Consider the following 22331-nt stretch of genomic DNA (forward strand, 5'->3'; position numbering starts at 1 on the left):
TCAGATTAGCACAGCTATCTGAGTACTTTGTAACTTGTTTTATAGCTGGTTATACGTTTTGACTGATGTCTAGTAAAGCCCTGCTATAATACAGGGCTTTGACATAAAAGTATCCGTCATTATAACACCCTTTATTATAGTTTACACTCGTGCACAGAGTTTTTTATTATAACTGTGTAACACTTGTTTATCACCTACATATACATACCGCCATTGACAGGGATAACAGCGCCTGTGATATAACTGGCCTCATCGCTGGCTAAGAAATGTACGGCTGCTGCAATGTCTTCTGGCTGTCCAAGGCGACTGATAGGTACAGCGTCTAGCATAGAGTTCAATAGGCGCTCATCAAGCTCGTCCGTCATATCCGTTTCGATCAAACCAGGGGCTACGCAATTGATCGTCACTTGTCGTGAGCCAATTTCACGCGCGAGCGTACGGCTGAACCCTTCGACGCCTGCTTTGGTCGCCGCATAGTTAGATTGACCTGCATTACCCATTTGCGCAACGACAGAGGTTATATTGATGATACGACCACGACGTGCTTTCATCATACCGCGCACAGCACGTTTACTCATGCGGTATACCGACGTCAAATTGGTATCGATAACATTTTCCCAGTCGTCATCTTTCATACGCATCAGCAGACCATCTTGGGTGATACCTGCATTATTGACCAATACTTGTACTGCGCCGTAGACGCTCTCAATCTCTTCAAACAGCTTATCAATTTGTGCGGTATCGCGTACGTCTAAAACACGTCCAATACCGCCACTATCGTGGAGATAACCATCAATCAGTTCAGCACCTTTTTCCGTAGTCGCTGTACCAATAACAAAATGTCCTTCTTTGGCAAAACGTTTGGCAACGGCTTTACCAATACCACGGCTAGCACCTGTCACTAGAGTAATCGTACGACTCATGATAACACCTCCATTAATTTATCAAGACGAGCGGGCTTGTCAGTAGGATAGCTCGTAATTGGCTGTGCTTGGCGCTTCGCCAAGTTGCTCAATACATTGCCACTGCCGCATTCGATTAAAATATTAATTTGTTTGTCAGCCAACTCTTGCATGGTTTTTGACCATAATACTGGTTGGCTTAATTGCTCCGTTAATGCCTGCTTGATACCGACCGCACTGCTCTCAACACGCGCATGTCGATTTTGGATAACAGGAATCGTCGCTTGATCAAATTTTATTTCTGCCAGAATCTCAGCCAATGCACTACTGGCTGGCTCCATAAGCGCGCAATGTGATGGTACGCTTACCTTTAGCGGGATGGATTTTTTGCCGGTGTTTTGCACTTTATCAATAACGGCATTCACACCAGCAGCATTACCCGATATCACCACTTGTCCTGGACTATTAAAGTTGGCTGCACCTACAATGGCACCTTCGACATGTTCAGTCGCTTGCTCACACAAGTTTTCTACTCGATTGTCCTCAAGCCCTAACACTGCTGCCATGGCAGTATCGACACCTACAACGGCTTCTTGCATCAACTGACCGCGCTTATGTACCAATTTAACCGCATCAGCAAGCGATATGACTTCAGCCGCACAAAGCGCACTGTACTCACCTAGAGAATGACCCGCTAAATAACAAGGCGCTGTGGTTATTTTTTGTTTTAAGATACGCCAAATGGCGATGCTGGCCGTCAGTAATGCTGGCTGAGTATATTGTGTTTGATTGAGTTTTTCTTCATTTTGACAGATTGCCCATAAGTCTTCACCAAGCGCGGCGCTAGCTTCAGTAAAGGTATCGAGAATCTCTGGATAGATTTCAGCAAGCTCACTAGTCATCCCGACTACTTGCGATCCTTGACCAGGAAAAATTACCGCAATACGTGTCGGCGGCTTTTTTACCATATCGGGTACAGAGGCCATAACCAATATTCCTTATTTAATTGGAAATATCCCTAAAAACAATTGGGGTTTATTATATTATTAGAGGCGATATAAAGCCGTTGCTTTAGTATTTGTCTAAAAAAACGGATTATCGATAAACTATACACTGACGCACACTATTATCATAGCGGATGCTACTGAAACACGTATAGTAAAAGATACCACTCAAATTAAAATGGTAGAGTATATCGGTTCATTTTCATATTTTCTAAAGGCGCATGGTAAAAGGTTGTTCAAATACCTACCATAAAAGCCAATAGCAAAAAGCCAAGTTATCTAGCCACATAATATATGATAGCGAAATAACTTGGCTTTCTTCAGCTCAAAGCATATTACCTAATAACAGCGTTGCAAAAATAATGACAGTCACCAGTACTATCATTATTTTTACAATCAGCTATTGAATAGCCAATAATTTAAGCGTCTTGACTAACTTTAAACAACTGGCGACCACGGTAGAAACCATCTTTAGTCATGTGATGACGACGATGTTTTTCACCAGTGGTAGCATCTACGCTTATCTCAGCGATTTCCATACGATGATGTGAACGGCGCATGTCACGACGAGAACGACTTTTACGACTTTTTTGAACGGCCATGATATAGCTCCTATACTTAAAAGGGGATAAGCTTGAAATTCAGCTTTAATCGACACTGACAGAGGCTATATAATCACAACAACCTAAGTCTTACGCATCATTAGTTAAATAGATTGCCACGTAGTAAAGTGTTGATTACGTCTAAAATCTATAGTTAGTCTGCAAGATCAGCATCTACCTGCCAGTAGCAGATTGCTAGAATGCAATAAACGGGACATTATACGCATGTTTAGCGGATTAATAAAGCCCTGCTTCTCACTCTTTGGTAGAAAGCTGATGAAAGGTATCATAAATTTATTAAGTAGTACATTGATATATGACTTGTCTCTTAATAAGATTACAACTTGCCTTTTAGCGAGGCTAAAGCAGCAAAAGGATTTTCGCTTTCTTCCTCTTCTGGAATCTCACCAAATTGCTCTACCGTCATTTCACAGTCGTCATGTTTTGGCGACATTGGCGTCTTCAGTAATATCTCATCTTCTACCAATTTTTTGAATGGCAATAAAAGCTCTGGTGCAGGCTCAGTAATAATTTCATCAAGTAATAAATAGTCTTGTTCATCATTGATTGAACGTGCTTGGCTCTCATCTTCTAGTAGCGCAATATTATAATCATCAGACAAATCGATAGCCACTGGCTGTAGACAACGTTGACAGGTTAACCAAACTTCACCCGTCAGTGTGAATGCCAAATGTAAGATATTATTGCGGCGATACAGATTGGCATTAAGCGAGATGTTTGCTTGTTCATGTTCGGTGGCTAAGGTAGCAGCAAGACGTTTGAAAGCGCTTGGCTCTACCTCTCCTGTCCATTCATATCCAGTATCTGCCCATTTATCCAAAGAAATAGATTCAGGCATACTAGTAGATAAAGGCACTTTTTTATTATCAGCATAACCTGCTGACGGTTTACTTTCTGGAGTGCTTGACATGCGCGACCTCATTCATCAAAACGGTGTATAATATTGCCTGCCATACTAACGGAAAGCATTGAGCGACGCTAGCGCTAGTATGTTAAATTTATTTGATATGAGCTCTATTTTCATCTCTTTATTTCGCCTATTTATATTCAAAGATAGTTCTTCTTTTTATCTTTTATTTGACCAGTGTTTTACCTATGAATGTGTTTAATGATAAACCTGACTTCTCGAACCTACTTTCTCCACTTGAAGCAAAAATACTATTGCAACGTCTCACTACGTTAACCAGTAATGTGAATGCCTCTTCCACTGACTCGTGGAACCTTAACAACAATCAGTGCTTAGAGGATGTAAAAAGTGAATGGCAAAGGTTAGAAAGGTTAGCTGCTATCAAAAGCTTAGATGGCACTCCATCATTGGTTAATAAATACGAGCAAGCGGCTACTGATTGGCTCATCCAATTATTCAATACTTTATTCGCTCATCAAAATGTGACATTGGTTCGTGGACAAGGAGAACCAGAGTACTTTCCGGCACAAAATAACGAACCCGCAAAAATTGAATTTGCTCATGGATTTTTTGCTAGCGCATTGCATGAGCTAAGCCATTGGTGTGTGGCTGGAGAGGCTCGTAGACGTTTGCCTGACTTTGGCTACTGGTACGCACCAGATGGGCGTACCGCCGCTCAGCAGCAAGCATTTGAGCGCGTAGAGATTAAGCCACAAGCGTTAGAGTGTTTATTTACTCTCGCTTGTGAACGATCATTTGAGGTGTCACAAGATAATTTGTTTGCTGACTTTGATACGAGCAATAGTACATTCGCAAATGACGTCTACCGACAAGTGCAACAATACATCGCTAAGCCCAATATATTGCCACCTGATGCTAAAACTTTATTACACGCCTTACTCAGTGTTTCTATAGCTGATCTAGAGTAACAGCAGCATATCAGCGCAAAGGTGTGGCATTTTTGCGTTAACGATTGTCTACGCATAGTAACGCCTCGCTACCAAACTTATATTGGCTTTGCGCTATACTAGGAAGGCAGTGATGCTTTTTTAGTAAACTTAGTGAAAGAAGCGTAAGCGCCACCAATATTCTACTTAGTCAAAAACCTCACATTTAAAAACCCATAATTATAAAATAAGGAACTGCTATGCAAGTATTTTATATTCATCCAGAAAATCCACAGCCACGGCTGATTGAGCAAGTGGCGGATCTGTTACGTAAAGACCAGCTCATTATCTACCCTACCGATACCAGCTATGCTTTTGGTTGTCGCTTAGGGGCAAAGGATGCACTCGATAAGCTCAAACAAATTCGTGAACTTGATGATAAACACCAGTTTACCTTACTGTGCCGTGACTTAAGCGAAATTGCCAACTATGCTGCAGTGGACAATATACAATTTAAACAGCTCAAAGCACTTACTCCTGCGCCCATCACCTTTATCCTCAATGCCACAAAAGACGTACCAAAAAAATTGGCACATGCGAAGAAAAAAACCATCGGTATTCGAGTACCTAGCAACCCCATTGCGCAAGCGCTTTTAGAGGCCATGGATGAACCTATCTTAACCAGCTCATTAATACTGCCTAACCGTGATGACATACTAGATGATCCCTTTGAGATTGAGGATTTATTAGGCAATCAAATTGACGCTTTGATAAATGCAGGTATAAAAACTACTAAGCTCACTACGATTGTTGATATGACTGGTGGCCAGCCTGAAATTATCAGACAAGGTGCCGCGGATGTAGATTCACTACTACGGTAATAGACTCAAGTATCAGACACAAAAAAAGCTCCAATTGAATTGGAGCTTTTTTATATACATCTTTTGCTTATTGTAAAATTAGTCGCGATCAACCAATTCTACATATGCCATTGGCGCATTGTCACCATCACGGTAACCGCATTTTACGATACGCAAATATCCACCTGGACGGGTCTGGTAACGAGGACCTAACGTGCCAAATAGTTTGCCTACCATAGCTTTGCTACGCATACGGCTAAATGCCAAACGACGGTTAGCAACGCTGTCTTCTTTAGCCATAGTAATTAATGGCTCGGCAACGCGACGTAACTCTTTTGCTTTTGGTAAAGTTGTTTTGATCAGTTCATGCTCAAATAATGAGTTAGTCATGTTCTGAAACATTGCCTTACGATGACTGCCGGTACGACCCAGCTTGACTCCACTCTTACGATGGCGCATAGTCAAAAATCCTTAAAGTTTAACGGCTACGATAAGAAAAGCGATCATCAACACGAAGGTCAGCTGGTGGCCAGTTATCTAGGCGCATACCGAGCTCTAAATCTTTAGACGCTAGTACGTCTTTGATTTCCGTTAATGATTTCTTACCAAGATTTGGGGTTTTTAGAAGTTCAGTCTCTGAACGTTGTACCAAATCACCGATATAGTAAATGTTTTCAGCTTTCAAGCAGTTGGCTGAGCGAACCGTTAGTTCAAGATCGTCCACAGGGCGTAATAGCACCGGATCAACCTCTTCTTTCTCTTTCACAGGCTCAGGCGCTTCTTCAGCTTCTAGGTCAACAAAGATAGAAATCTGTTGTTGTAAAATAGTGGCTGCTTTACGAATTGCTTCTTCTGGATCTATAGTGCCATTAGTTTCAAGCTCAATGATAAGACGATCAAGATCAGTACGCTGCTCTACACGAGCGTTCTCAACCTGATAAGCAACACGAAGCACAGGACTAAAACTTGCATCAAGCTTTAAACGTCCGATTGCTTTAGTATCACCATCTTCACGGCGCTGGTTTGCTGGCTCATATCCACGACCCATTACTACACGCAAACGCATCTTAAGATGACCACGATCACTCAATGTACCCAACACCAATTCTGGATTGACGATGTCTACATTATGCGGTAACGCGATGTCTGCAGCAGTAATAGTGCCTGGACCTTGTTTATCCAAGGTCAAAAATACTTCATTTTGGTCATGAAGCGTAATAGCCAAGCCTTTTAGATTCAAAAGCAAGTCAAGTACATCTTCTTGTAGCCCTTCAAGCGTTGAGTATTCATGGTCAACACCATCAATCTCAGCTTCAATGACTGCAGCACCAGGTAATGAAGATAACAAGATGCGACGTAAGGCATTACCAAGGGTATGCCCAAAGCCGCGTTCTAACGGTTCGAGCGTGACTTTCGCAATCGTTTCATTAACCGTATCCACATTAATGGCATTCGGCGTTAGAAACTCAGTTGCATTTAGCATCATGATGTCACCTCGATTTATTAAACTGGTTTAATTAACGTTGATTGCTCAATGCCGTTTTCACGACATCGAGCAGTACGTCATTACTTAGAGTATAGCTCAACGATCAAGCTTTCGTTGATTTCAGCAGGTAGATCAATACGATCAGGCGCTTGTTTGAACGTGCCTTGTAATTTGCTGTGGTCAACATCTAGCCATTCTGGAATACCACGTTGGGTAGCCAGCTCAATTGCGTTTTTAATACGTAATTGCTCGCGAGACTTCTCTTGGATAGCGATGACATCACCATCTTGCAACTGAATTGATGGAATGTTCACACGAACAAACTCATCACGGCCAGCTTTTTTTACCATAACAGTACGATGACTGACTAGCTGACGTGCTTCGGCGCGAGTTGAGCCAAAGCCCATGCGATAAACAACGTTATCTAGACGGCTCTCAAGCATGGCTAACAGGTTTTCACCAGTAGCACCGCGCTTACGAGCAGCTTCTTTATAGTAATTAGCAAACTGACGCTCTAATACACCATAGATACGCTTAACTTTCTGCTTTTCACGCAGCTGTAAAGCATATTCTGAGGTCTTGTTACGGCTTACACCGTGTTGACCTGGTGGACGACCAGCTTTTTTCGTTTTTACGTCGTATGGTTTAACGCCAGACTTAAGACCTAAGTCCGTGCCTTCACGACGTGATAATTTGAGTTTTGGTCCAATATAGCGGGCCATTGTTATGTCTCCTATAAGCTTTTGGGATAAAAAGCTTCGTCTTTAATATTAGACGCGGCGCTTTTTCGGCGCACGGCAACCATTGTGTGGGATTGGGGTTACATCAGAGATGCTGTTAACTTTATAACCCAATGCACCTAGTGCTCTTACCGCAGACTCACGACCCGGTCCTGGTCCTTTGACCAAAACGTCGATATTCTTAACACCATATTCTTGAGCCGCTTTACCAGCGACTTCAGCTGCAACCTGAGCTGCAAATGGTGTAGATTTACGTGAACCACGGAAGCCTTGTCCACCTGAAGTGGCCCAAGCCAGTGCATTACCTTGACGATCGGTAATCGTAACAATGGTGTTATTAAAAGACGCATGGATATGGGCAATGCCCTCCGATACTGAACGACGAGTCACTTTCTTGCGACTACGAGTGTCTTTAGCCATCTTTTAGCTTCCTAAGTTAATTATCTTTTGAGAGGGCGTGTCGGACCCTTACGAGTACGAGCGTTATTCTTAGTATTCTGACCTCTAACTGGTAGGTTACGACGATGACGGATGCCACGGTAACAACCAAGATCAACTAAACGCTTGATATTCATTGACACTTCACGACGAAGATCACCTTCAGTCATGTAATTTGCAACTTGTGCACGGATAGCATCTAACTGTGTATCATCTAACTGACTAACTTTAGTAGTAGGGGCAATGCCAACTGCTTCTAAGATTTTCTGAGCAGTGGTACGACCTACACCAAAGATGTAAGTTAGTGAAATAACAGCATGCTTATTATCCGGAATGTTTACGCCGGCAATACGAGCCATTGATTTCTCTCCATTAAAGAAAAATAAGCGTTATTTATCAATAAGGCTTTATTTTTCAGATTTGTTGCTGTCAATACTAAAGCTTTTATAATTATTATCGCTGCTTTGACTTGGTTACAAGCCTATTCATTGACGGTCTTATAAAAGTTTTTGCATAAACTACGGCAAGTGGCGGATGATATCCCATCCGCCGTCATTTTTCAAGTATTAATTGAAATAGTAACAAAAGTCTGAGACTTTATAATACTAAATATTAACCTTGACGTTGCTTGTGGCGAGGTTCTGCTGTACAGATGATATGTACACGGCCTTTACGGCGCACAACTTTACAGCTACCACAAATCTTTTTAACTGATGCTTGAACTTTCATAGCATGCTCCTTTGAGATATCGTACCGCTCATTTAAGGTTGAGTGGGCGATTGAATTAACGTCTGATCATGATATTGATGGGTCATCAAATGCGCTTGGATTTGCGAAATGAAGTCCATTACCACAACCACCATAATCAGTAAAGACGTACCACCGAGTTGAAACGGTACACCAAACGATGACTGGACGACCATTGGCATTAAACAAATAACCGTCATATACATCGCGCCAATAAAGGTCAGTCGGTTTAATACATGATCTAGGTAACGCTGAGTTTGTTGTCCGGGGCGAATACCTGGGATATACGCACCACTACGTTTAAGGTTTTCAGCTACTTCACGTGGACTAAATACCAATGCCGTATAGAAGTAACAGAAGAAAATAATCATCGCGCCAAACAGAACCAAATATAGCGGCTGTCCTGGAGACAACACCAATGCCATATTCTGTAGTATCTTTTGTGTAAGGGTAGGATCAGTTGATTGACCGACCCACTGCCCTAAACTTGCTGGAAACAACAATAACGAGCTGGCAAAAATGGCTGGGATAACCCCTGCCATGTTAAGCTTCAGCGGCAAATGTGACTGCTGCTGAGCATATATTTTGCGACCTTGTTGCTGCTTCTGCGCATAGTTCACTGGAACACGGCGCTGAGCACGTTCAATATAAACGATACCAGCAGTAACCGCGATGCCTAGTAGCACAAAAATAAACAGTACAATCAAGTTCATCTGCCCTTGATTAACCTGTTCAATAGACTGCGAAATCATACCTGGCGTACCAGCCACAATACTCGCAAAAATGAGCATTGAGATACCATTACCTACGCCGCGCTCTGTAATCTGCTCACCAAGCCACATCAAGAACATAGCGCCCGCTACCAATGAGGTAACCGCTGGAATATAAAAGGTCAGACCAGAAGATAAAGTAAGATTTTGACTGATTAAGCCAGCACACATTCCTAATGACTGTACTAGGGCTAAAGCAAGTGTCCCTTGGCGGGTGTACTTGTTCAACTTACGTCGTCCCGCTTCGCCTTCTTTTTTGAGGGCTTCAAGCGATGGCAATACTGCAGACATCATCTGTACAATAATCGATGCTGAAATATACGGCATAATGCCGAGCGCCATAATGGACATACGCTCTAGTGCACCACCTGAGAACATGTTAAACATGCTCAAAATGGTGTTTTCGTTGCGCGAAAACAGATCAGCCAAGTTGACCGGATTGATGCCCGGTACTGGAATATGTGACCCTAAACGATAAACAACCAATGCGCCGATTAAGAATAATAAACGCGTCCATAATTCATCATACTTGCGTATGAATGCAAATGGATTGAGCGGTATACCAGTCGATGACATTGATTGTTTTGACACGTTACTACTCCTCGATGCTACCACCAGCAGCTTCGATTGCTAGCTTAGCGCCTTTAGTCACTTTGATACTTTTAAAGGTATAAGCCTTAGTGACTTCGCCTGACAACATAATACGGGCACGCTTCATGTCGTGACGGATTAGGTTAGCAGCTTTAAGTGTTTCAAGGCTAACCACATCGCCATCAATTTTATTTAGTTCAGAAAGACGTACTTCAGCCGTCTTCATTGCCATTTTACTGGTAAAACCAAATTTCGGTAGACGACGATATAAAGGCATTTGACCACCTTCAAATCCTGAGCGTATGCTAGAACCTGAACGAGATTTCTGACCTTTTACACCACGACCACCAGTCTTACCAAGACCTGAACCGATACCACGACCACGACGTTGGGCAGTTTTCTTTGCGCCAACACCTGGTGATAATTCATTTAATCTAAGACCCATTACGCTTCCTCCACTTTTACCATGTAGTTAACGCGATTGACCATACCACGTGTTGAAGGTGTATCTTCTACTTCAACAGTATGATTAATACGGCGTAAACCCAATCCTTTCAAGCTCGCTTTGTGGCTCTTTAGGCGATGGGCACCCGATTTAAATTGAGTGACTTTCATTTTTTTCATCGTAACTCACCTAGTCTAAGTTAACCCAAGATTTCGTCTACAGATTTACCACGTTTTGCTGCCATCTTCTCTGGAGTTGACATATCACGTAAACCGTTAAACGTTGCGCGAACAACGTTAGCAGTATTGGTAGAACCATAACATTTAGTCAAAACATCTTTGACACCAGCAACTTCTAATACAGCACGCATTGCGCCACCAGCGATTACGCCAGTACCTTCAGATGCAGGCTGCATATAAACTTTACTAGCACCATGACGTGCTTTGATCGGATGATACAAAGTTGCATCATTAAGCTCAACAGTAATCATATTACGTTTGGCAGCTTCTAGTGCTTTTTGGATAGCAGCTGGCACTTCACGTGCTTTACCGCGACCAAAACCAACACGACCATTGCCATCGCCCACTACAGTCAATGCAGTGAAAGAGAAAATACGACCACCTTTAACAACTTTTGCAACGCGATCAACGGTAACTAAGCGTTCTACTAGACCGTCAGTCTGTTCATTTTTATCATTTTTATCATTTCTAGCCATGATTAAAACTCCAATCCGTTTTCGCGAGCTGCTTCTGCTAAAGCTTTAACTCGACCATGATATTTAAAACCACTACGGTCAAAGGCAACTTTAGTGATACCAGCTGCTTTTGCGCGTTCTGCGATCATTTGGCCCACAGACGTTGCTGCATCAGCATTGCCAGTCGCGCCTGAGCGCAAGCTGCCGTCTAAGGTAGATGCCTGAGCAATCACTTCACCACCGGTAGGAGAGATAATCTGGGCATAAATATGTTTTGGCGTGCGAGTAACCGTTAAGCGATGAACGCCTAAGAAACGGATATGCGCGCGGGTTTTCTTAGCTCGACGCAGACGAGCTGCTTTTTTATCAAACATTTCAACTCACCTTATTTTTTCTTGGCTTCTTTGCGAATCACATGCTCGTCACTATAACGAATACCTTTACCTTTATAAGGCTCAGGTGGGCGGAAACCGCGGATATTAGCCGCTGCTTGACCAAGCTGCTGTTTATTGTTTGATTTCAAAACAATTTCAGTTTGCGTTGGGGTTTCAGCTGACACACCTTCAGGCAACGTATATTCTACTGGATGAGAGTAACCAACGTTCAAAGTTACCTTGTTACCAGCAACTTGTGCGCGATAACCAACACCAATTAACTGAAGACGCTTTTCAAAGCCTTCATTCACGCCTTTAACATAGTTGTTAACAAGAGCGCGCATGGTGCCAGTGTGCATCATAGCTTCTTTTGAATCGACTGTAGGTGAGAAAATGATCGCATCATCTTCCTGTTTCAGCTCGACCAATTCATGCAGGCGTAAAGACAAAATGCCGTTCTTGCCTTTCACTTCGACCTGCCGATCGTTCAAAGTAACACTTACGCCGTTTGGCAGTGTCACTGGGGCTTTAGCCACACGAGACATAGGAATATTCCTTAAAAAATTAACTTCTTTATATTAGCGAAAAAACTAACAGGCTAAAAAGCGTGTTAGTTTAGCATAGTTGACTGCGTTAGACACCTATCAATTTGAAATAATTCATTATTACTCAATCAATAGAAGTCTAACAATCATCAAATAGACTTTATCGTCGTGTAGCTTACGCTACAAATGCGACGATTTCACCACCGATACCAGCAGCGCGTGCAGCACGATCACTCATGATGCCTTGGCTAGTTGATACGATAGCAACACCCATACCTTGCTTAACAGTAGGGATAGCGTCTTTACCGCGGAACTGGCGTAAACCAGGACGGCTAAAACGTTGAATCGTTTCGATGACAGCGCGGCCTTCGAAGTATTTCAATTCGATAGATAGGGTTGCTTTATTGTTTGCTTCTTCAGTAACAACAGCGCTCGCCACATAACCTTCGCTAACTAGCAAATCAGCAATTGATTTACGTAATTTAGAGCTCGGCATTGCTACCGATACTTTGTTAGCCATTTGTGCGTTACGAATACGGGTTAGCATATCCCCAACGGTATCTTGCATACTCATATAGTTACCCCTTACCAGCTTGCTTTACGAACACCAGGCACATCGCCTTGCATGACACGCTCACGCAGCATATTGCGTGATAAGCCAAACTTGCGGAAGTAACCGTGAGGACGACCGGTGATAGCACAACGATTACGTAGACGTACTGGCGATGAATTGCGTGGAAGAGCTTGTAGCTCTAGCATCGCTTCCATACGAGTTTCGTCACTTGCAGTCATATCACTGATAGTTTCTTTTAGCTTGATACGCTTATCAGCGTACTTAGCAACCATTTTTTCGCGCTTTAATTCGCGGTTAATCATGCTCTTCTTTGCCATAACGTCTTTACCTTATTTAAATGGGAAGCCGAATGCTTTAAGCAACGCGCGACCTTCTTCATCAGATTGAGCTGACGTGGTGATTGTCACATCCATACCGCGGATACGATCAATCTTGTCAAAATCTACTTCTGGGAATACGATCTGTTCTTTGATACCCAATGAGTAGTTACCACGTCCGTCAAAGGCTTTAGGTGAAAAACCGCGGAAATCACGAATACGAGGAATTGCAATGGCAATGAGACGATCTAAAAATTCGTACATTTGCTCACCGCGTAGCGTTACTTTGCAGCCAATTGGCCATTCTTCACGAATTTTAAAGCCAGCAACTGATTTACGCGCTTTGGTGACGACAGGTTTTTGACCAGCGATAGCGGTCATATCAGCTACTGCACCTTCAAGCAATTTCTTGTCTTGAGACGCGCCGCCTACACCCATGTTAAGTGTGATTTTAGTGATTTTAGGCACTTGCATCACATTAGCCAAACCAAGCTCTTCTTTGATTTGCTGCTTTAATTCTTCGTTATATAAAGATTTTAATCTTGCCATTACCATTACACCCTTAGTGTCTTACGCAGTCGCCACTACTTCACCGTTCGAACGATAGACGCGTTGTTTCTTGCCGTCTTCGCCGAACTGATAAGTAATACGATCAGCTTTTTGGGTTTGCGCATTTAATATTGCGACATTTGAGATATGTAGAAAAGCTTCTTTCTTAAGAATGCCACCTTCAACGCCAGTTGCCTGATTTGGCTTCTGATGTTTAGTGACAATATTAATGCCTTCAACTTTAATACGATCATTTTTTACAGCTTGTACAGTACCTTGCTTGCCTTTGTCTTTCCCAGCAATCACGATAACTGTATCGCCTTTACGTAATTTTGACATGGATTACCTCACAATACTTCTGGTGCTAGTGATACAATTTTCATAAACTGATCACCACGTAGTTCACGAGTTACCGGTCCAAAAATACGAGTTGCAATCGGTGCTTTATTTTGATTTAACAATACCGCAGCATTGTCGTCAAAACGCAGAACAGAACCATCAGGACGACGAACGCCTTTTTTGGTGCGTACAACTACAGCATTCATCACGTCGCCTTTTTTAACACGACCACGAGGAATGGCTTCTTTAACCGTTACTTTAATAATGTCGCCAACTGATGCATAACGACGATGAGAGCCACCCAGTACTTTAATGCACTGAACTCGTCTTGCACCGCTATTATCTGCAACTTCCAGCATCGATTCAACCTGAATCATAGCGTTACTCCACACGTATGAGCAATAAAAACCAGTTGCTACCGCTAGCACAGTATGAGTAGTCGGCATTTTAATAATAATAACCGCTGCTACTCTTAATGTGAGTGATATACGCTCGGCGCAATCAGCATCCTTAAAAAGGCGGCTATTTTAACAGCTTCTGGCTTTTAATGCAATTTACTTAGATTTTTTCTACTTTTTCAACCACTTCAACCAAAGTCCAAGACTTGGTTTTAGAGATTGGACGCGTTTCTTTGATGCGGACAAGGTCGCCTTGTTGGCAAACGTTATTCTCATCATGGGCTTTGATTTTTGTAGAACGACGAAGCTGCTTGCCATACAAAGGATGACGAACCAGACGCTCAATCAAAACTGTGATGGACTTGTCCATCTTGTCACTGACAACTCGTCCTGTCAATACGCTAGCATTAGCTGTTTGATTGTTATCGCTCATGAGTCGCCTCGTTGTTTCTCGTTAATCAAAGTCTGAAGCTGAGCAATCGCACGACGATTAACACGTACTTCATGGGTATTACCCAACTGACCAGTTGCTTTAGCCATACGAATACGGAAAGCATCAAGTTGCTTTTCATCAAGTAACTGAGTCAGTTCTTCTAATGATTTATCACGTAATTCACTGATCTTCATTACATTATCGTCCGCTTAACAATGGTAGTTTTAAAGGGCAGTTTTGCTGCAGCAAGCGTGAACGCTTCGCGAGCAAGTTCTTCTGAAACCCCTTCGAGTTCATATAGCACTTTACCAGGTTTGATTTCGCATACCCAATATTCTACAGGACCTTTACCTTTACCCATACGTACTTCTAGTGGTTTATTGGTAATTGGTTTGTCTGGGAATACACGAATCCAAATCTTACCACCACGCTTAATTTTACGAGTGATGGTACGACGTGCTGCTTCAATTTGACGGGCAGTCATACGACCACGAGTCAACGATTTTAGACCAATTTGTCCGAATGCAACGGTGCTTCCACGATGAGCTAGCCCAGTGTTACGACCTTTGTGCATTTTACGAAACTTGGTACGTTTTGGCTGTAACATAGTTTAACCTCTGTCTGTGTTTCGACGGTTTCCGTTTCCACGACCACGGCGTTTTGGCGCACGAGTCTGCTCTTCTTTAACGGGATTGTATACACTGTTCATACCGTCAAGGATTTCGCCACGGAAGATCCAAACTTTTACACCGATGGTGCCGTAAGTAGTTTCCGCACGTACTGACGAATAGTCGATATCAGCGCGTAGTGTATGCAATGGCACACGACCTTCACGGTACCATTCAGTACGAGCAATCTCAGCACCGCCAAGACGGCCAGACAGCTCAACTTTAATACCTTTAGCACCAGAACGCATGCTGTTCTGTACGGCGCGCTTCATAGCACGGCGGAACATAACACGACGCTCAAGCTGACTTGCGATACCTTCCGCTACTAAATGAGCATCAAGATCAGGCGAGGTGATTTCTTCAATGTTGACCTGAGCAGGTACGCCCATAATTTTGGTCAATTCTTTTTGAAGTCTTTCGATGTCTTCGCCTTTCTTACCGATAACGATACCAGGACGCGCAGTGGCGATGGTAATCTTAGCAGCACCTGTAGGACGCTCAATCATGATTTTGCTAATCATAGCACTATCAAGCTTTTTGCGCAGATATTCACGAACTTGAATGTCGTTGATTAGGTATTCTGAGTATTGTTTAGGGTTAGCATACCAGTTTGCGTTATGCTTCTTTACAACACCAAGACGAATTCCGATTGGATGTACTTTTTGACCCATAACTTATTCTCCTACCTTTATAGTGATGTGACAGGTACGCTTACTGATACGATCAGCGCGACCTTTAGCACGTGGTAGGATACGTTTTAGCGTAATGCCTTCATCAACGTAGATGGTTGATACTTTAAGGGTATCAATATCTAGACCGTTGTTGTGTTCGGCATTGGCGATGGCTGAGTTAAGACATTTCTTAACAAATACAGCGCCTTTTTTATTACTATACGTTAGGATATCCAAAGCACGCTCGATAGATTTGCCACGAACTTCATCGGCAACGAGTCTAACTTTTTGTGCCGATATGGCGGCACCGCGTAATTTTGCAGTTACTTCCATGGTAAGCACCTTATCTCTTAGCTTTTTTGTCAATGCCATGACCACGATACGTACGAGTCGGGGCAAATTCACCTAGTTTATGACCAACCATCTGTTCACTCACGATAACCGGTACATGAGTACGGCCATTGTGAACAGACAAGGTTAAGCCAACCATTTGTGGTAGGATCATCGAGCGGCGCGACCAAGTCTTAATTGGCTTGCGTGAGTTGGTGTCTAATGCATTCTCAACTTTAGCAAACAAATGCGCGTCTATGAATGGACCTTTTTTCAATGAACGAGGCATGAAATTCTTCCTTTATTTCTTCTTGGCGCGACGGCGGATGATCATATTGTCAGTACGCTTATTACTACGCGTTTTAAGTCCTTTAGACTTCTGACCCCAAGGGCTGGTTGGATGGCGACCTTTATTACGACCTTCACCACCACCATGTGGGTGATCAACCGGGTTCATAGCAACACCACGAACAGAAGGACGAACACCACGCCAACGTGAAGCACCGGCTTTACCAAGTGATTTCAAGTTGTTCTCAGTGTTAGAAACTTCACCAATAACGGCACGGCAGTTCACGTGTACACGGCGTGTTTCGCCAGAGCGCATACGTAGAATAGCATAAATACCTTCACGACCTAACAACTGAACGCTAGCACCCGCAGAACGAGCCATCTGTGCGCCTTTACCGATCTTAAGTTCGATATTATGGATCACAGTACCCAATGGGATGTTTTTTAGCGGTAAACAGTTACCTGGACGAATCGGTGATAGCTCACCTGACATTACTGTATCGCCAACTGCTTGTTTTTTAGCAGCAATGATATAGCGACGTTCGCCATCAGCGTACTTAAGTAAAGCAATGTGCGCAGTACGGTTAGGATCGTATTCAATACGCTCTACCGTGGCTGGGATATTGTCTTTAGTACGTTTGAAATCGATAATACGATAATGCTGCTTATGACCACCGCCAATATGACGAGTCGTTATGCGACCATTATTGTTACGACCACCAGTTTTACTTTTTGATTCGAGAAGCGCTGCAAACGGACGACCTTTATAAAGGTGTGGATGCACCACTTTTTCAACAAAACGACGGCCTGGTGATGTTGGCTTTGCTTTTACGATAGGCATGAGTGTAATCCTTATTCGTTGTTCGCTGTTTCACTAGTAGAAGCAGTCGTATTCGCGACCTCTTCACCAGCATCAGCCATTTGTACATCTTGACCAGCTTTTAAGGTAACGTAGGCTTTTTTGTAGTCATTACGACGGCCGATACTTTTACCAAAACGCTTTGTCTTACCTTTAACATTCAAAGTGTTTACTTTTAAAACTTCAACACCTTCAAACATCATCTCAACCGCTTTTTTGACTTCAAGCTTAGTAGCGTTAGAGTCAATTTTAAATACCTGCACACCAAGTGAGTCGCCAAGCATTTGAGATTTCTCTGAGAATACAGGTCCTCTTAGGATCTGATAAAGTCTTGCGTTATTCATGCTAGTGCTTCCTCAAATTGTTTCGCAGCTTCGACTGTCATGATCACTTTATCAAAAGCGATCAAGCTCACTGGATCCACTTCACTTGTATCAAGTACATTGACATGTGGGATGTTGCGAGCAGCTAAGTATAAGTTTTCGTCAACTTCTTTAGTGACGATTAATGCACGTGATGCATTTAACTCACCTAACTTTGCAATCAACTCTTTAGTCTTAGGTCCAGAAACGCTTAGCTCTTCGACCAAAATCAAACGCTCTTGGCGAATCAATTCAGCTAAGATACACTGCATAGCACCGCGATACATTTTACGGTTAACTTTCTGTGACCAATCCTGTGGTTTAGCCGCGAATGCACGACCGCCCCCACGCCAGATTGGGCTACGAATAGAACCTGCACGAGCGCGACCAGTACCTTTTTGGCGCCATGGCTTAATGCCACCACCAGAAACTTCGGCACGGGTTTTTTGAGCGCGTGTACCTTGACGAGCACCAGCAAGATATGCGGTGACGACTTGATGCACTAATGCTTCGTTGAATTCACGACCGAAAGCCGTATCAGAAAGCTCAACTGCCGCCCCTGTAACTGTTTTTAAATCCACGTTAATCCCCTTGCTTAGGCTTTGACTGACGGACGTACGATGACATCGCCACCGGTGGCACCTGGGATAGCACCCTTGATGACAAGTAACCCTTTTTCAACATCAACCGATATCACTTCTAGGCCCTGAACGGTAACGCGTTTGTTACCCATCTGACCTGGCATTTTTTTGCCTTTGAAGACTTTACCTGGTGACTGGTTTTGACCAGTTGAACCAATGGCACGGTGAGATACTGAGTTACCATGAGTGGCATCTTGCATGCTGAAGTTGTGACGCTTCACGCCGCCTTGAAAGCCTTTACCTTTACTGTTACCTGTGACATCAACCATCTGACCTTGTTCGAACAAGTCAGCTAGGATCTCACCACCAATTTCACGACCTTCAAGATCGCTATCATTGGCACGAAATTCCCAAACACCACGACCAGCGGCAACGCCAGCTTTAGCGAAGTGACCTTTTTGAGCTGCTGCTACGCGGCTGTCACGACGGGTACCTGTGGTAACTTGGATGGCTTGATAGCCATCTACATCAGTATTTTTTACTTGAGTAATGCGATTAGCACTGATCTCAACCACTGTTACAGGGATAGATGCGCCTGCTTCAGTGAAGACACGGGTCATGCCGCATTTTTTACCGACTAAACCGATCGCCATTTTAGACCTCTTTATATCTTATATTAATGGGTTGGGTGTTTATGTGCATTAACCCAAAGCAATTTGAACGTCAACACCCGCCGCCAAGTCAAGCTTCATTAGCGCATCCACAGTTTTGTCGGTAGGTTGAACGATGTCAACCATACGCTTATGAGTACGGATCTCGTACTGATCACGAGCGTCTTTGTTTACGTGTGGTGAAGTTAGAACGTTGAAGCGCTCAATGCGAGTCGGCAACGGTACAGGACCACAAACTTGCGCACCGGTGCGCTTTGCAGTATCAACAATCTCTTGTGCAGATTGATCAATCAGACGATGATCAAAAGACTTAAGACGGATACGGATTCTCTGGTTAGCCATGCCAGCAAGCTCCTAATATGTGCTTTTGTCATTTTTGCTTTGCAAAGATATGATCAAAAGCCGTTTGGTTAAATATTCACTTAAAGCGGCCTTCTGTTCTTAACCAGAATGAGTTCTTTATCCGAACTTGTAGCGTGCCAAAAGCAAAATAGTTTAAAGCCCCGCCGACCCTTCCATTATAGGATGTCAGCAAAGGCATAATGAAATAGTGCTAGAAACGATGCTCTAGCTGTCATAGCGCCCGCTGTTTGATTGGCGGCGCATATATAATTCAGTGGTGTATATTATACATAGTATTTCAGTCATTGCAAGGGTAATATCTGTAGCGACTTATGATATTACCCTTTATAAACAGTAATATGTAAACAACCGTATCTGTGCTTAATAATCACGCTTATATGAATCGATAATTATGCACTGTTAATCTAAAGCTATGAAACATCCATCTAAAACCGTTAATCCAAAACAATGTCATATTGCTCTTGAGTATAGAGATTTTCGACATCAAAGGTAATCACTCTACCAAGTAAATACTCTAAATCTGCCACCGTGTCTGACTCTGAAGTGAGAAGTAAATCAATCACTGCAGCATGAGCAACGACCGTAAATTTCTTGGGAGAGTTATAAGTACGAGCACAACGCATGATTTCACGGAATATCTCAAAGCACACTGTCTCAGCCGTTTTAACAAAGCCGCGTCCTTGACAGGTCGAGCACGGCTCACATAGCTGCTGTCCGAGCGACTCACGCGTACGTTTACGCGTCATCTCTACTAACCCAAGCTCACTGACCTGAGTAATCTTAGTTTTGGCATAGTCTTGTACTAGCTGTGATTGCAGGCTCTCTAACACATCATCTTTATGCTGCTGTTCAAGCATGTCAATAAAGTCTAGGATGATAATACCACCTAGATTACGCAAACGCAGCTGACGGGCGATTGCATGAGTTGCCTCAAGATTGGTTTTATAAACCGTATCTTCTAACGAACGCCCGCCTACGAATGATCCCGTATTGACATCGATCGTGGTCATCGCTTCTGTTTGGTCGATAATGAGATAGCCACCTGATTTTAAATCTACGCGACGTTTTAAAGCATCACGCAAATCATCTTCGACGCGATGGACATCAAACAAAGATGGCTCAGCGGTATAATGTACAATGCGGTCATAGACAAAAGGCACAAACTCTTTGGCAAAGGATCTGACTTGTTCATAAATTTGTGCATTATCAATGATGACTTTCTCGGTATCCGCGTGTACCAAATCACGGATAGAGCGCAGCGGTAATGATAGCTCTTGATAAATAAGCTCAGAACTTTGATGTTGTTTCATCTCTTGGCGACGCGCGCAGATGGTACGCCACAGCTGCAATAGATAATAAATGTCTTCTTCAAGCTTATCGACAGGGACACGTTCAGCAGCGGTACGAGCGATGAGACCGCCTTTTAGATTGACCGTTTGCATCAAACTAGACAACTCAGTTTTAAGACGGGTGCGCTCCTCTTCCCCATCAATACGTTGTGAGATACCAATGTGTTCGCTTGAAGGTAGATACACCAAATAGCGAGATGGCAAGGATATATTGGTGGTCAAGCGAGCGCCTTTACTGCCCAACTGATCTTTGGTCACTTGCACTAAAATACGTTGGCTTTCATGCAAGCGATGTTGAATCAACGTTTTAGAAACAGGGATGACTTCGGTATTTTGTATACTAATCACCGGTGGCGTGACAGCCAAGTTATTAGTACTATTTTCTACCACAGCATCTTCTATATTGCTATCCGAGTTTTTATCGCTATTGTCAGCCGCTTTACTTTTATTTTCTGCTACTGGACGCGGCTCACGCTGCATATCATTGACATGTAAAAATGCTGTCCGCGACTGCCCGATATCAACGAATGCTGCCTGCATACCAGGTAAAACGCGTACGACTGTACCCAGATAGATATTGCCGACCAGACCCAATTTATGATGACGTTCAATATAAATCTCGCCCAAGATGCCATTGTCTAAGACTGCGACACGGGATTCCATTGGACTAATATTAATCAGCAGCTCTTCGGACATAATGTTTTTCTCTTATCTCTCAGCTTTCTTGTTAGACGTTCATCGTCTATTATCTTTATAGTGTAACAAATGCAGCTGGCTCTCGCCCATTACTCTCGCGTGTTATTATGTGCAGCAGGTTAGAGTGACAGCCAATCTCTGAGAGACCAATAATCTCCATCAGGGTCTGTCTGGTATTTTACTTGACACTAATATCTGTGACGTTTTTAATTAACGCCAGCGTTTGTGGAAGTGGTAAACCCACGACATTGGTATAGCTACCATTGATACGGCTGACCCAAATAGCACCCAAACCTTGTATACCATAACCACCCGCTTTATCAGCAGGCTCACCACTTTCCCAATAGTTACTCATCATCTCTGCAGTGAGCGCTATAAAGGTCACTTCGGTACGCTCAGTGATTCGTTGCTGATTAATGATTTGAAATACTGGCTCATGAGTTGAGCTGTTAGCCACTTTAGAAGATAATGATACATGCGTTGCTTGAACTGCTGTCCATACTTCATGGACACTATCAGACATCTGTTGCCACATGCTATAAGCGTGCTCACGATCGACTGGCTTGACCAGCACTGTTTGACCATCTGCCAGCACACCGATGGTATCAGACGTTAGAATGATAAATGAGTCAGAAAAACAGCTTTTATCCGTTTTCAAGCGTGATGCTAGTTGCTGTATGGCAGCCTCAGCTTTAGTGGCGACCATGCGCTCGATATAGTCTGTAGGTGACTCATCATCATGCTTTGTTTCATCGACATCTACACTCAATGTGCTAAATTCTAGTTGTGCTCTTTCTAACAGCTCACGACGGCGCGGCGAACCAGAAGCTAAAATAATATCCATCGCTACTCTCTTTATATCTGAATTTA

36 protein-coding genes are annotated in these 22331 nt (G+C 43.1%); 2 read left to right on the top strand and 34 right to left on the bottom strand.

What is annotated here, in order from left to right:
- Nucleotides 1-194 precede the first annotated feature (194 nt).
- The 4 genes from fabG to ACP69U_RS11245 all read right to left on the bottom strand — a co-directional run bounded on the left by fabG (nucleotide 195) and on the right by ACP69U_RS11245 (nucleotide 3439).
- Nucleotides 195-923: a 3-oxoacyl-ACP reductase FabG gene (gene fabG, locus ACP69U_RS11230; RefSeq protein ID WP_045454442.1), complete on the bottom strand. Its 729-nt coding sequence runs from the start codon at nucleotides 921-923 to the stop codon at nucleotides 195-197.
- Complete coding sequence (gene fabD, locus ACP69U_RS11235; RefSeq protein WP_087814664.1) at nucleotides 920-1888, bottom strand: ACP S-malonyltransferase; 969 nt, start codon at nucleotides 1886-1888, stop codon at nucleotides 920-922. Before fabD ends, fabG begins: the two co-directional genes overlap by 4 nt.
- 437 nt (nucleotides 1889-2325) lie before the next feature.
- Nucleotides 2326-2508, bottom strand: coding sequence for a 50S ribosomal protein L32 (gene rpmF / locus ACP69U_RS11240; RefSeq protein WP_011512869.1), 183 nt, complete (start codon nucleotides 2506-2508; stop codon nucleotides 2326-2328).
- A 337-nt stretch (nucleotides 2509-2845) separates the two neighbouring features.
- Nucleotides 2846-3439 (bottom strand): YceD family protein, encoded by a 594-nt coding sequence (locus ACP69U_RS11245; RefSeq protein ID WP_426138577.1) that lies wholly within the window; start codon nucleotides 3437-3439, stop codon nucleotides 2846-2848.
- Between the two features lie 185 nt (nucleotides 3440-3624).
- Here ACP69U_RS11245 and ACP69U_RS11250 point away from each other — a divergent pair, with 185 nt between their 5' ends.
- Both ACP69U_RS11250 and ACP69U_RS11255 read left to right on the top strand, forming a co-directional pair.
- On the top strand, nucleotides 3625-4365 hold the full coding sequence (locus ACP69U_RS11250) for an elongation factor P hydroxylase (RefSeq protein WP_426138578.1): 741 nt from the start codon (nucleotides 3625-3627) through the stop codon (nucleotides 4363-4365).
- Between the two features lie 218 nt (nucleotides 4366-4583).
- Nucleotides 4584-5204: an L-threonylcarbamoyladenylate synthase gene (locus ACP69U_RS11255; protein WP_270895572.1), complete on the top strand. Its 621-nt coding sequence runs from the start codon at nucleotides 4584-4586 to the stop codon at nucleotides 5202-5204.
- A gap of 78 nt (nucleotides 5205-5282) precedes the next feature.
- Here ACP69U_RS11255 and rplQ read toward each other — a convergent pair whose 3' ends face one another.
- The 30 genes from rplQ to ACP69U_RS11405 form a co-directional block, all read right to left on the bottom strand.
- The gene (gene rplQ / locus ACP69U_RS11260; RefSeq protein WP_021813387.1) at nucleotides 5283-5642 is read right to left on the bottom strand and encodes a 50S ribosomal protein L17; all 360 of its coding nucleotides are present in this window, start codon (nucleotides 5640-5642) and stop codon (nucleotides 5283-5285) included.
- 19 nt (nucleotides 5643-5661) lie between these two features.
- Nucleotides 5662-6669, bottom strand: a complete 1008-nt coding sequence (locus tag ACP69U_RS11265) for a DNA-directed RNA polymerase subunit alpha (RefSeq protein ID WP_045446643.1) — start codon at nucleotides 6667-6669, stop codon at nucleotides 5662-5664.
- Between the two features lie 80 nt (nucleotides 6670-6749).
- Complete coding sequence (gene rpsD, locus ACP69U_RS11270; protein WP_010196731.1) at nucleotides 6750-7391, bottom strand: 30S ribosomal protein S4; 642 nt, start codon at nucleotides 7389-7391, stop codon at nucleotides 6750-6752.
- A gap of 48 nt (nucleotides 7392-7439) precedes the next feature.
- The gene (gene rpsK / locus ACP69U_RS11275; protein ID WP_045454458.1) at nucleotides 7440-7829 is read right to left on the bottom strand and encodes a 30S ribosomal protein S11; all 390 of its coding nucleotides are present in this window, start codon (nucleotides 7827-7829) and stop codon (nucleotides 7440-7442) included.
- 20 nt (nucleotides 7830-7849) lie between these two features.
- On the bottom strand, nucleotides 7850-8206 hold the full coding sequence (gene rpsM, locus ACP69U_RS11280; protein WP_021813384.1) for a 30S ribosomal protein S13: 357 nt from the start codon (nucleotides 8204-8206) through the stop codon (nucleotides 7850-7852).
- 253 nt (nucleotides 8207-8459) lie between these two features.
- Nucleotides 8460-8576 (bottom strand): 50S ribosomal protein L36, encoded by a 117-nt coding sequence (gene rpmJ / locus ACP69U_RS11285; RefSeq protein ID WP_010196721.1) that lies wholly within the window; start codon nucleotides 8574-8576, stop codon nucleotides 8460-8462.
- A gap of 32 nt (nucleotides 8577-8608) precedes the next feature.
- Entirely contained in the window at nucleotides 8609-9940 is a 1332-nt protein-coding gene (secY, locus tag ACP69U_RS11290) for a preprotein translocase subunit SecY (RefSeq protein WP_173936727.1), read from the bottom strand.
- Between the two features lie 19 nt (nucleotides 9941-9959).
- On the bottom strand, nucleotides 9960-10400 hold the full coding sequence (gene rplO / locus ACP69U_RS11295) for a 50S ribosomal protein L15 (protein ID WP_426138579.1): 441 nt from the start codon (nucleotides 10398-10400) through the stop codon (nucleotides 9960-9962).
- Nucleotides 10400-10579, bottom strand: coding sequence for a 50S ribosomal protein L30 (gene rpmD, locus ACP69U_RS11300; RefSeq protein ID WP_010196714.1), 180 nt, complete (start codon nucleotides 10577-10579; stop codon nucleotides 10400-10402). Before rpmD ends, rplO begins: the two co-directional genes overlap by 1 nt.
- A gap of 20 nt (nucleotides 10580-10599) precedes the next feature.
- Nucleotides 10600-11115 carry a 30S ribosomal protein S5 gene (gene rpsE / locus ACP69U_RS11305; RefSeq protein ID WP_010196711.1) on the bottom strand — a complete coding sequence of 172 codons (516 nt, stop codon included), beginning with the start codon at nucleotides 11113-11115 and terminating at the stop codon, nucleotides 10600-10602.
- Nucleotides 11116-11117: 2 nt separating this feature from the next.
- Complete coding sequence (rplR, locus tag ACP69U_RS11310; RefSeq protein ID WP_021813381.1) at nucleotides 11118-11468, bottom strand: 50S ribosomal protein L18; 351 nt, start codon at nucleotides 11466-11468, stop codon at nucleotides 11118-11120.
- An 11-nt stretch (nucleotides 11469-11479) separates the two neighbouring features.
- Entirely contained in the window at nucleotides 11480-12013 is a 534-nt protein-coding gene (gene rplF, locus ACP69U_RS11315; protein ID WP_045446634.1) for a 50S ribosomal protein L6, read from the bottom strand.
- Between the two features lie 175 nt (nucleotides 12014-12188).
- Nucleotides 12189-12587, bottom strand: coding sequence for a 30S ribosomal protein S8 (rpsH, locus tag ACP69U_RS11320; protein ID WP_045446631.1), 399 nt, complete (start codon nucleotides 12585-12587; stop codon nucleotides 12189-12191).
- Between the two features lie 11 nt (nucleotides 12588-12598).
- Nucleotides 12599-12904 (bottom strand): 30S ribosomal protein S14, encoded by a 306-nt coding sequence (rpsN, locus tag ACP69U_RS11325; RefSeq protein WP_021813378.1) that lies wholly within the window; start codon nucleotides 12902-12904, stop codon nucleotides 12599-12601.
- A 12-nt stretch (nucleotides 12905-12916) separates the two neighbouring features.
- Nucleotides 12917-13453 (bottom strand): 50S ribosomal protein L5, encoded by a 537-nt coding sequence (rplE, locus tag ACP69U_RS11330; RefSeq protein ID WP_011512858.1) that lies wholly within the window; start codon nucleotides 13451-13453, stop codon nucleotides 12917-12919.
- Between the two features lie 21 nt (nucleotides 13454-13474).
- Complete coding sequence (gene rplX, locus ACP69U_RS11335; RefSeq protein ID WP_045446626.1) at nucleotides 13475-13792, bottom strand: 50S ribosomal protein L24; 318 nt, start codon at nucleotides 13790-13792, stop codon at nucleotides 13475-13477.
- 8 nt (nucleotides 13793-13800) lie between these two features.
- The gene (rplN, locus tag ACP69U_RS11340) at nucleotides 13801-14169 is read right to left on the bottom strand and encodes a 50S ribosomal protein L14 (RefSeq protein ID WP_010196702.1); all 369 of its coding nucleotides are present in this window, start codon (nucleotides 14167-14169) and stop codon (nucleotides 13801-13803) included.
- A gap of 181 nt (nucleotides 14170-14350) precedes the next feature.
- Nucleotides 14351-14623 carry a 30S ribosomal protein S17 gene (gene rpsQ / locus ACP69U_RS11345; RefSeq protein WP_045446623.1) on the bottom strand — a complete coding sequence of 91 codons (273 nt, stop codon included), beginning with the start codon at nucleotides 14621-14623 and terminating at the stop codon, nucleotides 14351-14353.
- On the bottom strand, nucleotides 14620-14817 hold the full coding sequence (gene rpmC, locus ACP69U_RS11350) for a 50S ribosomal protein L29 (protein ID WP_011279794.1): 198 nt from the start codon (nucleotides 14815-14817) through the stop codon (nucleotides 14620-14622). Before rpmC ends, rpsQ begins: the two co-directional genes overlap by 4 nt.
- Complete coding sequence (gene rplP / locus ACP69U_RS11355) at nucleotides 14817-15230, bottom strand: 50S ribosomal protein L16 (RefSeq protein ID WP_055125273.1); 414 nt, start codon at nucleotides 15228-15230, stop codon at nucleotides 14817-14819. The genes rpmC and rplP overlap by 1 nt, the downstream gene beginning before the upstream one ends.
- Before the next feature lie 3 nt (nucleotides 15231-15233).
- Nucleotides 15234-15962: a 30S ribosomal protein S3 gene (rpsC, locus tag ACP69U_RS11360; RefSeq protein WP_045446618.1), complete on the bottom strand. Its 729-nt coding sequence runs from the start codon at nucleotides 15960-15962 to the stop codon at nucleotides 15234-15236.
- Nucleotides 15963-15965: 3 nt separating this feature from the next.
- Complete coding sequence (gene rplV, locus ACP69U_RS11365; protein WP_045446615.1) at nucleotides 15966-16295, bottom strand: 50S ribosomal protein L22; 330 nt, start codon at nucleotides 16293-16295, stop codon at nucleotides 15966-15968.
- Nucleotides 16296-16305: 10 nt separating this feature from the next.
- Nucleotides 16306-16581 carry a 30S ribosomal protein S19 gene (gene rpsS / locus ACP69U_RS11370; RefSeq protein ID WP_010196682.1) on the bottom strand — a complete coding sequence of 92 codons (276 nt, stop codon included), beginning with the start codon at nucleotides 16579-16581 and terminating at the stop codon, nucleotides 16306-16308.
- A gap of 12 nt (nucleotides 16582-16593) precedes the next feature.
- The gene (gene rplB / locus ACP69U_RS11375) at nucleotides 16594-17421 is read right to left on the bottom strand and encodes a 50S ribosomal protein L2 (protein ID WP_055125272.1); all 828 of its coding nucleotides are present in this window, start codon (nucleotides 17419-17421) and stop codon (nucleotides 16594-16596) included.
- A gap of 11 nt (nucleotides 17422-17432) precedes the next feature.
- Nucleotides 17433-17783 (bottom strand): 50S ribosomal protein L23, encoded by a 351-nt coding sequence (rplW, locus tag ACP69U_RS11380; protein ID WP_010196677.1) that lies wholly within the window; start codon nucleotides 17781-17783, stop codon nucleotides 17433-17435.
- Nucleotides 17780-18382 (bottom strand): 50S ribosomal protein L4, encoded by a 603-nt coding sequence (gene rplD / locus ACP69U_RS11385; protein ID WP_045446611.1) that lies wholly within the window; start codon nucleotides 18380-18382, stop codon nucleotides 17780-17782. The genes rplW and rplD overlap by 4 nt, the downstream gene beginning before the upstream one ends.
- A 14-nt stretch (nucleotides 18383-18396) precedes the next feature.
- A complete protein-coding gene (gene rplC, locus ACP69U_RS11390) occupies nucleotides 18397-19035 on the bottom strand; it encodes a 50S ribosomal protein L3 (RefSeq protein WP_055125271.1) in 639 nt (212 codons plus the stop codon).
- Nucleotides 19036-19083: 48 nt separating this feature from the next.
- Entirely contained in the window at nucleotides 19084-19395 is a 312-nt protein-coding gene (gene rpsJ / locus ACP69U_RS11395; RefSeq protein WP_010196670.1) for a 30S ribosomal protein S10, read from the bottom strand.
- 455 nt (nucleotides 19396-19850) lie between these two features.
- A complete protein-coding gene (locus ACP69U_RS11400) occupies nucleotides 19851-21461 on the bottom strand; it encodes an Rne/Rng family ribonuclease (protein ID WP_060490531.1) in 1611 nt (536 codons plus the stop codon).
- 178 nt (nucleotides 21462-21639) lie between these two features.
- Nucleotides 21640-22305, bottom strand: coding sequence for a Maf family protein (locus ACP69U_RS11405; protein ID WP_060490530.1), 666 nt, complete (start codon nucleotides 22303-22305; stop codon nucleotides 21640-21642).
- Nucleotides 22306-22331 lie beyond the last annotated feature (26 nt).

It is taken from the genome of Psychrobacter sp. TWR1-1-1 (assembly GCF_049895865.1).
Lineage (GTDB): Bacteria > Pseudomonadota > Gammaproteobacteria > Pseudomonadales > Moraxellaceae > Psychrobacter > Psychrobacter immobilis_A.